The organism is Henriciella sp. AS95 (assembly GCF_038900055.1).
Classification (GTDB): Bacteria; Pseudomonadota; Alphaproteobacteria; order Caulobacterales; family Hyphomonadaceae; genus Henriciella.
This window is the reverse complement of record NZ_JBBMQM010000001.1, coordinates 3,354,820-3,369,526: the sequence shown is the minus strand read 5'-3', so window position 1 is coordinate 3,369,526 and position 14,707 is coordinate 3,354,820. Positions and strand designations below refer to the sequence as shown.

The window sequence follows — 14,707 nt, the reverse complement described above, 5'->3', positions numbered from 1 at the left end:
ATTGGACGCGCGTCGATACGCACTTCCCCCTAGTTGCGCCGCCATGTCGCGCGGCACGCGAGCGCGCGGCGGTGTGGCAAGTATCCCATGTGATTTCAATTGCTTAACTCGCCTCATCCAATTGTGAGGAGAGAAAGAAATGAAACGCGTATTGATGGTCGGGCTGATGCTTGCAGGTTCTATCACCACCGCCATGGCCGCCCAAGCGGAAACCAATCCATGGATGATCCGCGGACGTGTTATCGGTGTCCTGCCGGATGAAGGGGCAGACCTCAAAGTCGGCGGCGGCGCACTTCCGGGTACTGTCGACATTTCCGATCAGTATGTGCCCGAACTCGACATCACCTATTTCTTCACCGATCACATCGCTGCAGAGCTTATTCTTGGCGTGACACCACACGATGTGAAGGCGACCGGTGTGACCGTGCCAGGTGTGCTGACCGATGCGACGGTTGATCTTGGCGACGTCTGGCTCCTCCCGCCGACGCTGACCCTGCAATACCACTTTGATACCGGCACACCGCTGAAGCCATATGTCGGCGCTGGCGTAAACGCGACCTTCTTCTTCGATGAAGATGCAGGCAAGGTTGCCGATGGCATCGAGTATGACCCGACGATTGGCTTCGCTCTGCAGGCCGGCGCGGACTATGATCTGGACGGCGAGCCGGGCGGTTGGGCGCTCAATGTCGACGTCAAGAAGGTGTGGATCGAGCCAGATGTCAAAGTGGACCTGACAAGCGCGCTCGGACCGTCGCTCAACGCAAACCGCGTCGTGGTTGACGCCGATGTCGAGATCAACCCTGTGATCGTCGGTGTGGGCCTCGGCTACAAGTTCTGACGTGAATTTCTGTTCGCAAATGCCTCCTAACTTGCGGACATAACACTGGCGAGCTGATCCAGAACGGACAGCTCGCCTTTTCTTTTTTGGGGAGGTCGCGGGATTTATTTTCAGGTGCGTCTTGCGGTGCCCCGGCGCCGTGGCGATCTTTGCTCAAGCCACCTCTGGCTAGCAGGGCACACAGATGTTCACCGATGGCGCGCTGAGCGCCTTTTTTCAGGTTCTTTTTATCGATCTCGTCATGGCCGGCGACAATGCCGTGGTCATCGGCCTTGCCGCTGCGGGCTTGCCAAAGGCGCAGCGGGGCAAGGCGATCCTGATCGGGATCATTGCCGCGACCGTGATGCGGATCGGTTTTGCCCTGGTCGCCGCACAACTCCTCGCGATTATCGGCCTGCTTCTGGCGGGCGGACTGTTGCTCTTGTGGGTCGCATGGAAGATGTGGCGCGAGATCCGGGCAGGAACCCATGCGGGTGAGGACGTCCATCCGGGCGACGTCGCGGCGAAGGAGAAGAAGACGCTGCGCCAGGCGGTGACGCAGATCGTCGTCGCGGATATTTCCATGTCGCTCGACAATGTGCTGGGCGTGGCGGGCGCGGCACGCGAGCACCCGGTCGTTCTGGTCTTTGGCCTTGTCCTGTCGATCGGCCTGATGGGTGTGGCATCGACCTTCCTGGCGCGGGTCCTGACCAAGTATCGCTGGATTGCCTATGTCGGCCTTCTGGTCATCCTCTGGGTGGCGCTGCACATGATCTGGGAAGGCGGCTGGGAAGTGGTTCAGGCGACAGGGCTGTCTGACGAGATCGCACCCTAGCCGGCAAGCATGCTGAGGCTGAAGGCGAGAACGAAGCCGACAGCGGTCGCGAAACCGGCCAGCAGGTGATCTTCCTTATAGGCTTTCGGGAACACCTCGGTCCCCAGCGAGGCGATCACGGCGCCAGCGGCAAAAGCGCGGATCAGGGCAAGCGCTTCCTTCGGGGCGGAACTGAGCAGGAGATTGCCGGCAATCGCGGCGCCTGCGAGCAGGAAAGCGGTTATGGCCCATGTCCCGAACACTTTTGATTTCGACATGCCGTCCTCGTGCATCTCCTGCGATCCGCCTGCCGCTTCGGGCAGGTTCGAGAGGAAGATCGAGCCAGCGAGCGCGGCGACCTGGGCGGGCCCGGCCCCGATGAGGGCAACCCCGAGCGCGAGGTTTTCCGGAATGCCGTCCAGCGTAATCGATGTGAGAAGACCTGCCCCGCCGGAGCCGAACTTTTCCTTCACGACATAGTCGAGCATTAGAAAGATGATCGCACCCGCCATCAGCGAGCTCATGACCCAGAGATGCGGAGCGTTTTTCGAGGCGGGCTCGACCAGTTCAGAGACGACCGACACGATCAGCGCGCCGCCAGCAGCCGCGATCAGGAAGCCTTCTACCCGCTTGGGAAGCGGGCCGAACAGCCCCCATGCCGCGCCGATCAGCAGGGCGGCGGTTACCACGACGACGACAATGATCATGGTCATGCGATTATCCTTTCCCGACAGATTAGACGCCCGGCGCCCCTGGCGGTTCCGGCCTGGCCCCTAAGGCCCCAGGGTTTACGCTATAAAAAGGGCGGAAGAGACGCGTATGCGGGTCGGCGCATCAGATATCGGGGCAGGCCCCTTCATTCTCTTGCATGTCTTCGATGAGGTCCTCAAACACATTATTGAAGACAGGGAGCGCTTCGGCAAAGGTCATATCGTTCCCGTCTTCCCGGGGCAGGATTGATCTTGCTGCGAGCCGGCCGGCGAGATCTTCGGCGCTGTAATCGGACCCGTCCATCGCGCCAGCGAGATCCGAGAAGAAGAGCGCGACGGCAGCCTGCTCATCTCCATTGTCCCCGACGCGTGCCTGAAGGCAGGTGCAGGCGGCGTCCGGGCTTGTCTGCGCCTTGGCAAGTTCAGTGGTGAGCTCGGCATCGGAGAGGACCGTCACGCAGTTGGCGAAAAGGGTCCGCCCCTCTTCTTCATCAGCGCCGCCGCATGCGGCGAGTAGGGGAAGTGCCGCAATGGCGAGCCAGGTGGATTTCATGGGGTGTCTCCGGAAAATGACATCTATGTCACCAAAAACGGGAAAGCAGAAGCGAACGTTCCGCTAAAGGCCTAATTGCCGAGCGGCGAGATCGCGCATGATCTCTTCCGAACCGCCGCCAATCGCCATGACCCGGACTTCGCGATAGATGCGCTCCACGCGGTGCCCGCGAATGAAGCCGGCGCCGCCGAGGATCTGCATGGCTTCGCGGGCGCAGAACTCCATTGTCTCGGTGGCCTGCACCTTGAGCATGGCGAGCTCGGCAATGGGCTGTTCGCCGTTCTGGACGCGCCATGTGAGCTGGTCGAGCATCGCGGTGGTGGCCCAGACGCGCTGGCACATGGCGGCGATCTTGTGGCGGATAACCTGATGATCGGCGAGGCGCTGTCCAAAGGTCTCGCGCTGCTGCGCCCAGGCGGCGGCTTCCTCAATGCAGACACGAGCATAGGCGGTGGCCTGAGCGGCCATGCCGAGGCGCTCGCCATTGAAATTCGCCATGATGCCGTAAAAGCCCTTGTCGACCTCGCCGATGAGGTTTTCCGGGGGCACGAAGACGTCGTCCAGATGGATTGTGGCCGTATCGGAGGCCCACCAGCCCATCTTGGGCAGGGAGGTGCGCGAGACGCCGTCGGCTTCGAGGTCGATGAGCATCAGCGAGATGCCGCCCATGCCCGGCCCGCCGGTGCGGACCGCCGTGGTCAGCCATTTCGAGGTCATCCCGCCGGTGATGTAGGTCTTCGAGCCGTTGACGACCCAGCCATTGCCGGAGCGTTTGGCGCTGGTCTTCAGCTGGGCGACATCCGAGCCGCCGCCGGGTTCGGTGATGCCGAGGCTGATCTGTTTCTTGCCAGAGAGAACTTGCGGCGCGATCTCCTGCTTCATCTCCTCGGTCCCGAGCGCCATGACAGGGGGCAGGCCGATGCCGTGGATCATCAGGGCCGAGGACACGCCGCCCGCGCCCATGCGGGCGAGTTCTTCTGACGTGACCGTGCCGTGAAAGCGGTCGAAATCCGTGCCGCCGCCGCCATATTTTTCCGGGTAGCCCATGCCGAGAAGACCCGCTTCGGCGGCTTTGGGGTAGACGTCACGCGGGATCTCTCCGGCCTCTTCCCATTTCTCGATGTTCGGAACGAGTTCCTTGTCGATAAAGGCGCGGACAGAGCGGCGCCACATGGTGTGGGTCTCGTCCATCCATGGGGCCGGGGGGCGAAGGCTGTCGAATGTGATGTCGCGTGATTTGCTCATGGCGCAATCGTGACGCCGCTTCGCGCGAAATCAATTCATGACGTTGCGGCAAAGAAAAAGCCCGCTGCACAAGGCAACGGGCTTTCCCGGTTTATCAGTCAAACCGATCAGTAGCGCAGACGCAGACCAATCGTGTAGGTACGGCCGAGCGGGTTACCCACAAACGGGTTGTAGGACAGCTCGAGACGCGCCGGAGCCGGCTCCTCATCGGTGATGTTCTCGATGCCGCCGGTCAGCTGAACTTCAGCAAACTCGACCGGAAGCGTCCAGGAACCATGCAGGTCGTGCTGGATGTAGTCTTCAGCCGAGACGCCGAAAGTCGTGATACCCGTACCTGGATCGGTCGGCCCGCGATTGTCCTCCACACCGCTCAGATATTCCAGCGTGTAGCGAAGGTTGATGTTCTCAAGAGCATAGTTGGCAAAGAGGTTACCTTTCAGCTCCGAGATTGCAGGTGCGCTGCGGTCGAAGTTGGAATAACCCACCGCGTCGAAGCCGGGTGCGAAAACGGTGCCGTCGACCGAGAATTCGCGCACTTCGTATTCCATCGTGTACGTGCCGTTGGCACCGATGGTTGCCAGTCCTTGACCAAGATCGAAGTCGTAGGCGGCTGCGAAGTCGATACCGGAGGTCTTGACGCCGGGGCCGTTGACGTTGTCGGCGCGAACGCGCTGAATGTCGTTACCGACCGTTACACCCTGGATACACTGGTTGCCCGCAAAGGTGATGCGATCAACGAGGGGGTGGGAACAGTTTACCGCCTGGCTGCCATCGCCCGGACCGTTACCGACCGCATTGGCAACACCCTGCACAGGTGTCAGCGTCAATTCGTCCTCGAAGTCATAGCTCCAATAGTCGACGGAGACCGTCAGACCGGCATTGTCGTAAATGGCACCGACATTGTAGGTGAAGGCGGTTTCCGGGCTAAGGCCTGGATTGCCGAACGTATCAACCGATTTGAAGTTGTTGTTCGCAGCGGCAATACCGGCAAGGTTGGTTGTGAGGCGCCCCTCACGGACCACGCCCGGCCCAGGGCCACGGAACGTCGTACCAGCCGAACCGCGCAGGGTGAGCCACTCGGTCGGCGTGTAGCGCAGCGAGACTTTCGGATTCGTGGTCGAACCGATCGAGCCACCATAATCCTCATGACGAACCGCAACGGTTGCTTCGAAATCGTCGACGATTGGCAGGAAGACTTCGCCGAAGACAGCGTAAACGCTCTGCGACAGACGGCTTTCGCGCGTCTGGCCGAGGAAGATCCACGGCCCAATCGGCAGGGCACAGTCAACTTCGCCCTCAACCGGACATGGATTGATGTCAGCGTTGGAGACGTTGTTGATCGGATCGGAAGAGAATTTGTTGTGACGGTACTGGGCGCCGACGGCGTAAGCCAGATTGCCACCATTGAGCAGGATACCTGACTCTCCGGAGAGAACGGTGTCGAGGATCAGGGTTTCTTCGCTCTGGTCTGTTCCGTTCGGTTCGAACATATAGTCCAGCACTTCGCGCGAGTTTTCGTTTCCTGGCACGTAGAGCGGGTTATCAAGCCCCAGAGCCGGGTTGTTCACGTGAGAGTTGATGAAGGGGTTGAAGTACAAACAGTCCCCGACACCTGCCGTACCGGTTGCGCGGTCGCAATTCTCGCCGCCAAAGCCTTCAAGGGAATCCTGCAGGCGCTGGCCAATGACGTCCGGCGTGTAGAACAGGCGATCTGATTTGAAGAAGGTTGCGGCCGTGTCCAGCGTGAGTTTGTCGGTGATGTCCCACTCGAAACCACCAGACACCCGGAACGCCTCGTCAACCGCCTTGCCGACCTGGCCGCCCCTTCCACCGTACAGTTCTTCATTGCCGCCCTGACCGACAGGACGGAAGAACAGGATGGAGGAGTAGCTGCCGAGCAGGCTGGCGAAGGAGCCAGGCGTGCCCGGATCAGCCGGTCCACCGGTCAGGCCGGACTGGTCGATGAAGGCCTGATAGCCCGGGTTGGTGTCCGGAACGAAGAAGGCCTGTGCGCTGCCGGGGCCCTGTGGTCCCTGGGTTGGCGGGAAGCTTGGCGAATAGCGGTTATTGGACTGATCCGACTTCGCATAGAGCGCTTCGGTATGAATACGGAAATTCGGAGCAAGATCAGCGTCCGCCTGCAAATAGACCTGCGTCCGTGTCTGATCTTCAACGATATTGTCGAACGGAATGTAAGTGAAACGGCAGATCGGGAAGCCGGACAGGACACCTGCCACGCCGCCTGTTGCTTCACACCCGCCGGAGGCTGCGCCGTCGACGGCGAGACCGAGCGACGTGCCCGCTGCGCCCTGGCTGATATCGCCCAGTTTTGGAATATAGGTGCCGGGATTGCCGAGCACCGACCAACCGGCCGGGTTCACTTCGAATGGTTGCACGACGAAATCGCGTTCGGTCGAGGACAGCTCGGAGCGGACCTGCTGGCCAATACCAATCATGATATTGCCATTCTCGAAATTCTTGCCGAACAGGGCGCTGAATTCGGTGTCGCCATCGGAGCCGTCAATGGCGGTAAAGTCGCCTTTCAGCTCGATGCCGTCGAAGTCTGTCTTGGTGATGAAGTTGGCAACGCCGGAAATCGCGTCGGAACCGTAAGTTGCCGCGGCGCCGTCTTTCAGCACTTCGATACGCTCAAGCGCAAACAGTGGAATGAGGTTGGTGTTGGCAAAGCCATCGCCCGGCGAATTGATCGTGCGGCGGCCGTTCATCAGAACCAGGTTGCGGGTTGAGCCGAGGTTTCTGAGGTTGATCGAGCCGGTGCCCTGTGCGCCCTGCGCCGTCGCGCTGAACTGGTTGGTATCCCCCAGGACGGAGCCAACTGACGGCAGCGACTTGATGAACTCTAGCGGCGAACTGATGCCCGAAGCGTCCAGTTCGGCAGAGTTGAAGACATCGACCGGAAGTGCGGCATCTTCTGGGGTGCCGGCGATGAAAGAACCGGTGACGGTCACTTTGGTCTGGCGAAGTTCTTCGCCGCTATCGGCGTCCGTTGTCGATTCGACAACAACCGGAGCGTCATCTTCCTGAGCCGTGGCGGCTGCAACGAATGTCGTTCCCAGCGCGAGAACAAGTGCGGATCGCGCACAGGTGTACAGTAGTTTGCCGGTCATATTTCCTCCCAATATGAATATGATTTTGAGGTTCTCTCTACGGAACCTTGCTTCCGGCATGCTCGGAAAACCATTGGCGGTCAAGCTACTTCAATATAGTGATTATACATCAGCTTGAGGAACCTGCTTTCGGGCAGAGGGTTAATTTCAGCATTTTATTTCGCAAAACCTCAAATTGCAGAAAAAACATTGCGGCATGACTGATTGTTTTTGAATGTTTGGGCCTTGTGTTGCAAGAAAATGACAGACTGACAGAAACGTATTTTGCGTGATTGTTGGATGAGGCCTGACATCATCCCATATCCGCAAGATGCGATTTGATGTTCCGTCCCCTGAGGTGCGTGCTCCCAGAGAGCCCGTTTTCAATGGCTTCCCACTTGTGGTGATCGTGCTGAGCGGGGCGATCATCGCCGTGTCCATGCTCGACATGCTGGTGGGGGGCGCGACCCGCGACTTTCTGTGGAATTTGTGCGTCGTGGCCTATGACCCATACACGACCTATGTCGGTCGGCCGCTCGGCGACATTGGCCCGCTCTTTCTTCACGTCTTCCTTCATGGCGGGTTTTTTCATCTCATCATGAACATGGCGATGATGGTGGCGTTTGGTCCGGCCATTGCGAAAGCCCTTGGCACTGACGCAAAGGGGGCCGCAGCTTTTCTGGCTTTCTTCTTCCTGTGTTCAGCCGCTGGCGCGCTCGCCGAACTCGGCTGGGCCATGTGGCAGGCGCAAGCGGTATTCGCGCTGGGCGCGTCCTCAGGCCTGTCGGGATTCTTCGCGGCAGGCGGCTGGTTGATGGGAGGCGTGCGCGGCGCCCTGCGCCTCTCGCTGCCATGGCTGGTGATCAATCTCGTCATCGCGTTTGCCGGCCCTGAGCTGACCCAGAGCCTGTTCGGCATGCGACTGGCCTGGGCCGCTCATGTCGGCGGACTGGTCGCAGGATTCGTGCTGTTTCCGGTGTTCCTGAAACTGATGCGCCCGAATGTGCGGCTGTTCGACTAGCTGTCGCGCTTCAGCGCCGGGGTCGCGATGCCGAGCGCCGCACTGCGACGGAACTTCGCCCGCTTGAAACGGTAAAGCTCTGCCGGGCGGCCGCCCGTTTCCGACATCATCTCGCCCGTACCTTCAACCATGTCCATCCGGTCGAGGGCGCGGCGGAAGTTCTGCTTGTGCAGCGGTTGGCCGAGAATAGCCTCGCACGTGGTCTGGAGCGCCGAAAGGGTAAACCGCTCAGGCATCAGTTCGAAGACGACCGGGCGATAGCGGATCTTGCCGCGCAGACGGCCCATCGCGGTGGCGAGTATGCGCCGGTGATCTGAGGCCATCGGTTCGCCAAGCTGGACATCAGGCAGCGGCAGGCCCGCATCGCGAGCGCACTCTGTGACAAGGCCTGCCTCGTAAAGCAGTTCGTAGCGTTCGAGCACACGATCATCTGTCCAGTCCTGGCCATCAAGACTGAAGGCGAGGTTGGCGCGGACTTGCCTCTCATCACTGCCGGCCGCCCAGGTGCGAAGCCGGGGGGCAATCTCAGTATCGATAATTGCCGGGCGACCGTTTCGGTGGTCTTCCCATGGGAAATGCCCGTACCAGCCGCGCCATCTGGCTTCGAAGGCTTCTGGCAGGGGGGGCTGCTCAGGCGTCAGGCCGAGATAACCGACGGAAACGACGCGCGCATTCTGCGGCACGTCTATCAAGGTTGCCTCGGGTGTCTCGCGGTCCCGGTCGCCAAAGGTGTAGAGCTGCTCGACATAGCCAAGGTCGAAGCCGGTCTGTTCCCGGACCCAGCCGCGCAGCGCGAGTTCGAAGGTGCGGTGGCTTTCCGGGTCGAAAGCACCGAAAGGCAATGCCCGAAGGTCGCCCTGCCGGCTGGTGACGAGGACGCATGGCGTGCCGCCATCTGTGGCAACGATCACGACGGAGAGGCCGATGATCAGCGCGGTCTTGGTCACCTGCGGGTTTCCTTTTCAGCAAGCAGCGTTTCGTGCCTGTCGATAAAGGTCTTTTGTGCGAGCGTTGGCGCCTGCGGGTCAAGCTCCAGCCGGATGGAGCGCGGCGGAGACCCGAAAAACCGGTCAGCCTCCGTCGTTCCGAAGCCGGCAAGCTGGGTCGCTTCATACCAGGCGCAGATATGGTCGGCGCGCTTGATGAGGCGTTTCAGGCTCTCGGGCATGCGGGCGGGCAGGCCGAAGCGGATGTGGATCGCCTCGGAAAGACGGTTCTCGATGTCCTTGTAGCCATCGCCGAGTACAGCCTTGAACGGCGAGATCATGTCGCCAATCACATATTCGGCGGCGTCGTGATGAAGCGCCATGAGGCGTTCGCCGGGACGCAGGCCGGGTTCCAGCAAACCGCAGATCGACTCCACAACCACGCTATGCTGGGCGACTGAAAAGGCATGGTCGCCAATCGTCTGGCCGTTCCAGCGCGCGACGCGGGCGAGGCCGTGGGCGATGTCGTCAACTTCGATGTCGACAGGCGACGGATCCAACAGGTCGAGGCGCCGGCCGGAGAGCATTCGCTGCCAGACGCGCGCCGGGGCTTTTCTTGAAACGGGGACGGGACGTGAGCTCATGGTGCCCCTGTTTAATCATCTGGAAAGCAGGGTAAAGAAAAGCCCGCATTCTGCTTACACTTTGCCCTGCAAGAGCCGTGATCTGATCAGGTCTCGTTAAGGCCTTCAGGGCCATATTCGCCTCAACGAAAGTACATAAAAGCCCGAGGTGTGATGACGATGGTGGAACTGGTGATGACTGCTGCAAGCAATACAGCTACAGCATGGTGGGTATTGGCTGGCGCGGCCTTGATCATTTCGGTCGAGGCCGCCCGTTCCAGCAACAGTATTCTGTGGGGCGACATCGGCGAAGACGAGCACGAAGACTAGGCGCGAGCCCTCTCCATCCGATATGCAGTGTTAACGCCCCTCGGCTCAAGCCAGAGGGGCGTTTTGCTGTCTAGTATGAGCCGTCATTATCGGCGCTGGATGCGTTAACGCGATCAGCCAGCGTGCCGATGTCATGGGTCGTGTAGGTCTCGATGACCTCAGACGCCTCTGAAATCGCGTCATCCGTGCTCTTCGTGCCTTCTTCGACCTCTCCGGCCAGCTCCAGCAGCGGCTGGTAGAGCGCTTCGGGTTCACCCTGCATGGTCAGGCCGAACGGCGAGCCGGAGTCTTCAAGCGCTTTCCAGGCGCCGCGCACACCGGCCCAGTAGTCACTTGTCGCGGCCCAGTAATCATCGCCGACAGCGACCGGGAAATCGTCAAAATGGCGGTAGGTGTTCACGCCTATCTCGCGGACCAGAACGTTTGGATCCTCATCGAGGACGAGTTTCGAATTGGTCTGTTCGTGCACCCAGCCAAACGGCGTGATCGTATGCCGGTTGACCGCGAGAACCGTGTCGTAATCCTCACGCGTGGTCATGTCGCGGCGCGGCAGGGGACGCCATTCAGCCGGCGGGGTCCATTGCGAGACGTGATTGTCATGCGTCCAGGAGGCGACGGCGCCATAGCGCGGTGAGTCGTCGACCTGGTAGACTTCCTGGGCCCACTGGCCGTCGCTTTCATCGGTTGGAACGGGGCGCATTTCCCAGGCATTCCCGCCAATGAAGCTCAGCACTTGCGTCGGTTCATACGTCCAGTCCTGACGCCAGTGCTTGATGGGGAACTCCTCGCCTTCATCGCCGACGACGAGAATGTGCTGAAGGCTGATGAAGTCACCCGTGTCCTCGATGACCCGCACGATTTCGTAGCCGCCTGACAGCTTCGGCTCTTTCAGTTCGTATCCGTCTGTGAGCGGCACGGTCTCTCTGAAATCGAAGGTCACATCATAGTTGCCCGCCATGGCGAGAATCGCGCCGCGATCCTGTTCGAAAGACGGGTCGGTGACCGCTTCCTGCGCGGTGACGACGGGCGCTGAAAGAGCGCAGGTGAGCGCTGCAATGGCGGTGGGGCGGACAAATTTCAACATGGGTTTCCCTCTGGCAGTTGGTTCTGAATGATTTCAATTGTAATAAGAATGAGAATCATTTGCAATAAGAAATCGGATATGTAATGAGAATGCGAATTAGTTGCATATCAGGAATTGAAGGACCTTACAACGACATGACGACAAGCTTGAAAACCGGCGGCGCCACGCTGGCACGCGCAGCATTCGCAACCGTGAGCGCGATCGCCCTGAGTGCAGGCGCACTGGCGCAGGATGCTCCAGAGACCGAGCCTCAGGATGAGAATGAGCAGCGCCAGGAACTTGTGACGGTCTACGGCACAACCAATCCAATCGCCGTTTTCGACTATCCAGGCCAGGTCAGCGTCCTGACCCGGGAGGATATCGACCTGCGTACGCCGTCATCGGTGTCGGACCTTCTGAAAGACGTGCCGGGCATGGCCTTTTCGGGCGGCCCGCGGCGGACAGGCGAGGTGCCCAGCATTCGCGGCTTCAGCGGACAGAACGTGCTGATCCTTCTTGATGGTGCCCGCCAGTCCTTCACCTCGGCGCATGACGGGCGGTTCTTTGCAGACCCTGCGCTGCTCGGTGCCGCAGAAGTGGTGCGCGGGCCTGCCTCTGCGCTTTACGGATCCGGTGCGGTGGGCGGTGTCCTCGCCATGGAAAGCGCGGATGCTGAAGACCTCCTTGAAGAAGGGCAAGTCTGGGGCGCGCGTGTGCGGGCGGGCTACCAATCGGTCAATGAGGAAACGCTCGCAAGTTTCACTGCCTTCACGAATACTGGAAAGTTTGACGGCCTCGCCTCGATCGGGCTTCGCCAGTCTGGCGATATCGAGCTTGGTGACGGCGCATCCCTGCCATCTGACGACGACATCACGACGGGTCTGGTGAAGGGGCGATATGCCCTCAGTGATGCGCTGAGCGTTGAAGCCTCCTGGCAGCGCTTCGACAATTCAGCCTTCGAGCCGAACAATGGGCAGGGCACGCTTGGCACCGGCGATGGCGTGCTCGACCGCAATGTCGAGAAGGACATCACCTCAGATACCTATCGGCTCGGCCTCGGCTTTGACCCGGTGAGCGACTGGGTGGACAGTAATCTGACCGTCTATCAGACCGTGACCAGCGTGGACGAGTTCGATGCGACGGTGCCGCGCAACATCTCCCGCGAGATCGAGACGACAGGCGTCAGCGCGCGCAATGCATCGCGCTTCAACCTTGGCCCCGTCGAGACGGTGTTCACCATTGGTGGTGACTGGTACCGCGATGAGCAGAGCGGCTTTGACAGCGAAACGACAGATGCGGTCCGCAGCGGTGTGCCTGATTCGGAGTCCGAATTTGTTGGCATTTTCGCGCAAGTCGAAGCTGTGACGCAAAGGCCTCTGGGGCTGCCGGGCGAGCTGATCGTCATTCCCGGCATTCGCTATGACGAGTTCACCTCAAACTCCGATGCTGCGGCTGGTGAGAATGAGGACAGCGCTGTTTCACCAAGGCTGGCGGCGAGCTATGGGCCAGTAGAGTGGCTGCGCGTCTTTGCCAGCTATTCAGAAGGCTTCCGCGCGCCGTCGGTCAACGAGCTTTACCTCGACGGCACGCATTTCGAGGTGCCGCATCCCATCCTGTTCGATCCGGGCGCTGGCTCTTTCGTCTTCGTGACCAATGAATTCATGCCAAATGCCAATCTCAAACCCGAAAAGACCGAGACGGTCGAGTTTGGCGCGGGGCTCGATTTTCATGATCTGGTGTCGAACGGCGACAGGATGCAGGCAAAGGTTTCGTATTATGAGAGCGATGTCGAAGACCTGATCAATCTCTCGGTCGATTTCAGCTATAGCCCGACCTGTTTTGCCCCACCTTTCTTCCCATGCTCTGCCGGCACGACCAATTCGGCCAATGTTGCGAGCGCGGAGATCGAGGGCGTCGAGGCGGAAGTGCGCTATGACAGCGACCGCTCCTATATCCGCGCAAGCTATGCCTCCATCGAAGGGCGGGACCTGTCTACCGGATCAGATCTTGGTACGCTGACGCCTGACCGGGTCACGGTCGATATGGGGCTGAAAGCCTATGAATGGGATGCGATCCTCGGCCTGCGCGTGCAGCATGCGAGCGACTTTGCCCGCTATGAGAGCGATGGCGCTGGCGGGCAGACACTGGCCGAGACGCGCGACTCATATGTTGTTGCCGACCTCTATGCGAGCTGGTCGCCGGACAGCCTGCCGGGTATCCGCTTTGATGCGGGAATCGATAACATCTTCGACGAGCGCTATGAGCGCGTCTTCGAAGGCGTCTATGAGCCGGCCCGCAATTACAAGATCGCTGCGAGCTGGCAGTTTGGTGGCTAGGGTCCGGCCTCAATTATTTTGCCGCGGCGGGCGGCGGAGTTTTGTTTGCTGGCAAGGCGCCGATGCGCAGGAAGGCCGAGGCCTTTCAAGCGGCGGCAACGTGGCCAGCGAACAAAAGACCGTTGCCCGGCGTGGATAGCTCGGGACGCCTCAATTAGCTGAGCAGCGGCCTGCAGCGTCAAGCCGCTTGAACGGACATCTGTCCGTCCTGCGCGTCTTTCCTCGCATGCCTTGCTCATCCGATTGCCTCCGCACCAAAATAATTGAGTCCGGACCCTAGATCCTGAGGTCAGACATTGATCGGCTGGCGGTTGAACTTGCCGGCCTGATAATCCCTGATCGCCTGATTGATCTCCTCTGGCGTGTTCATCACGAAGGGGCCATGCGCGACGGTCGGTTCATTGATGACCTCGCCATGTCCGTAGAGGAGGACGCTGTCTGTTTCGGCCTTGACGGTGATCTCGTCGCCATCATGCGCGAACTCGACAAGGTCAAAGCCCTTGGCGGGTTCGCCTGAGGCTGTGACCTCGCCGCGCACGACATAGAAGAAGACGCTGCGGTCGCGCGGGGCGGGAAGGGCGACTTCGCTGCCGGCGGGCAGGGTCACTGTCGACATGAAGATGCCTGTCAGCGAGTCGAAGGGGCCTTTGCTGCCCTCATGCTCGCCGGAGACGAGATGCATGGTCGCGCCGGTTTCGCCAAGCGGCAGGGCAGGGATGTCATCGGCCTGAAGGCCGGTATAGCGCGGCTCTGTCATTTTCAGGCGCGCGGGCAGATTGACCCAGAGCTGCAGGATTTCCATCGGCCCGCCATCGCGCTTGAACTCGTCTGGCGACAGTTCGGCATGGATCAGGCCCGAGCCGGCCGTCATCCACTGGACGCCCCCGGCATGGATGATGCTCTCATGGCCGCCGGTATCTTTGTGGGCGAGGCTGCCATCGAGGATGAAGGTCACCGTCTCGAAACCGCGATGCGGGTGGGGGCCGAAAGGCAGGCCATGATTGCCGGGCTTGTAGGTTTGCGGCCCGTGATGATTGAGGAAGAGAAACGGGTCGACCTGCTGCAGGCCCGGCCCCGGCACGGGGCGGCGCGTGATGAGGTCTGCGATATCGTCGCGATAGGCGGCGTGGCGGGCTTTGAAATGTCTTTGCGTCATGCCCGC

General features: G+C 60.4%; 13 protein-coding genes. 5 read left to right on the top strand and 8 right to left on the bottom strand.

The features are described from left to right. Positions 1 to 139: 139 nt before the first annotated feature. Both WNY37_RS16120 and WNY37_RS16115 read left to right on the top strand, forming a co-directional pair. Positions 140 to 838 carry an OmpW family outer membrane protein gene (locus tag WNY37_RS16120; protein ID WP_342974419.1) on the top strand — a complete coding sequence of 233 codons (699 nt, stop codon included), beginning with the start codon at positions 140 to 142 and terminating at the stop codon, positions 836 to 838. Positions 839 to 1,022: 184 nt separating this feature from the next. After that, entirely contained in the window at positions 1,023 to 1,652 is a 630-nt protein-coding gene (locus WNY37_RS16115; protein ID WP_342974418.1) for a TerC family protein, read from the top strand. Here WNY37_RS16115 and WNY37_RS16110 read toward each other — a convergent pair. The 4 genes from WNY37_RS16110 to WNY37_RS16095 all read right to left on the bottom strand — a co-directional run bounded on the left by WNY37_RS16110 (position 1,649) and on the right by WNY37_RS16095 (position 7,267). Then, complete coding sequence (locus WNY37_RS16110; RefSeq protein WP_342974417.1) at positions 1,649 to 2,344, bottom strand: zinc transporter; 696 nt, start codon at positions 2,342 to 2,344, stop codon at positions 1,649 to 1,651. The two genes, WNY37_RS16115 and WNY37_RS16110, sit on opposite strands and share 4 nt — an antisense overlap. Before the next feature lie 121 nt (positions 2,345 to 2,465). Further along, positions 2,466 to 2,894, bottom strand: coding sequence for a hypothetical protein (locus tag WNY37_RS16105; protein ID WP_342974416.1), 429 nt, complete (start codon positions 2,892 to 2,894; stop codon positions 2,466 to 2,468). A gap of 63 nt (positions 2,895 to 2,957) precedes the next feature. Continuing rightward, positions 2,958 to 4,139, bottom strand: coding sequence for an acyl-CoA dehydrogenase family protein (locus WNY37_RS16100; RefSeq protein ID WP_342974415.1), 1,182 nt, complete (start codon positions 4,137 to 4,139; stop codon positions 2,958 to 2,960). Between the two features lie 107 nt (positions 4,140 to 4,246). Beyond that, on the bottom strand, positions 4,247 to 7,267 hold the full coding sequence (locus WNY37_RS16095; RefSeq protein ID WP_342974414.1) for a TonB-dependent receptor: 3,021 nt from the start codon (positions 7,265 to 7,267) through the stop codon (positions 4,247 to 4,249). A gap of 310 nt (positions 7,268 to 7,577) precedes the next feature. On the opposite strand from WNY37_RS16095, the gene WNY37_RS16090 reads away from it, so the two are divergent. After that, positions 7,578 to 8,267 carry a rhomboid family intramembrane serine protease gene (locus tag WNY37_RS16090; protein WP_342974413.1) on the top strand — a complete coding sequence of 230 codons (690 nt, stop codon included), beginning with the start codon at positions 7,578 to 7,580 and terminating at the stop codon, positions 8,265 to 8,267. On the opposite strand, the gene WNY37_RS16085 is transcribed toward WNY37_RS16090, so the two are convergent. Together WNY37_RS16085 and WNY37_RS16080 are read right to left on the bottom strand one after the other, a co-directional pair. Further along, positions 8,264 to 9,214: an NAD regulator gene (locus tag WNY37_RS16085; protein ID WP_342974412.1), complete on the bottom strand. Its 951-nt coding sequence runs from the start codon at positions 9,212 to 9,214 to the stop codon at positions 8,264 to 8,266. The two genes, WNY37_RS16090 and WNY37_RS16085, sit on opposite strands and share 4 nt — an antisense overlap. Beyond that, a complete protein-coding gene (locus WNY37_RS16080) occupies positions 9,211 to 9,837 on the bottom strand; it encodes an HD family hydrolase (RefSeq protein WP_342974411.1) in 627 nt (208 codons plus the stop codon). Before WNY37_RS16080 ends, WNY37_RS16085 begins: the two co-directional genes overlap by 4 nt. Before the next feature lie 174 nt (positions 9,838 to 10,011). On the opposite strand from WNY37_RS16080, the gene WNY37_RS16075 reads away from it, so the two are divergent. Continuing rightward, positions 10,012 to 10,146, top strand: a complete 135-nt coding sequence (locus WNY37_RS16075; RefSeq protein ID WP_342974410.1) for a hypothetical protein — start codon at positions 10,012 to 10,014, stop codon at positions 10,144 to 10,146. A 70-nt stretch (positions 10,147 to 10,216) separates the two neighbouring features. Here WNY37_RS16075 and WNY37_RS16070 read toward each other — a convergent pair whose 3' ends face one another. Beyond that, positions 10,217 to 11,230, bottom strand: coding sequence for a DUF6607 family protein (locus tag WNY37_RS16070; protein ID WP_342974409.1), 1,014 nt, complete (start codon positions 11,228 to 11,230; stop codon positions 10,217 to 10,219). A 134-nt stretch (positions 11,231 to 11,364) separates the two neighbouring features. Here WNY37_RS16070 and WNY37_RS16065 point away from each other — a divergent pair, with 134 nt between their 5' ends. Further along, a complete protein-coding gene (locus WNY37_RS16065; protein ID WP_342974408.1) occupies positions 11,365 to 13,545 on the top strand; it encodes a TonB-dependent hemoglobin/transferrin/lactoferrin family receptor in 2,181 nt (726 codons plus the stop codon). A 289-nt stretch (positions 13,546 to 13,834) separates the two neighbouring features. On the opposite strand, the gene WNY37_RS16060 is transcribed toward WNY37_RS16065, so the two are convergent. After that, positions 13,835 to 14,701, bottom strand: a complete 867-nt coding sequence (locus WNY37_RS16060; RefSeq protein WP_342974407.1) for a pirin family protein — start codon at positions 14,699 to 14,701, stop codon at positions 13,835 to 13,837. Positions 14,702 to 14,707 lie beyond the last annotated feature (6 nt).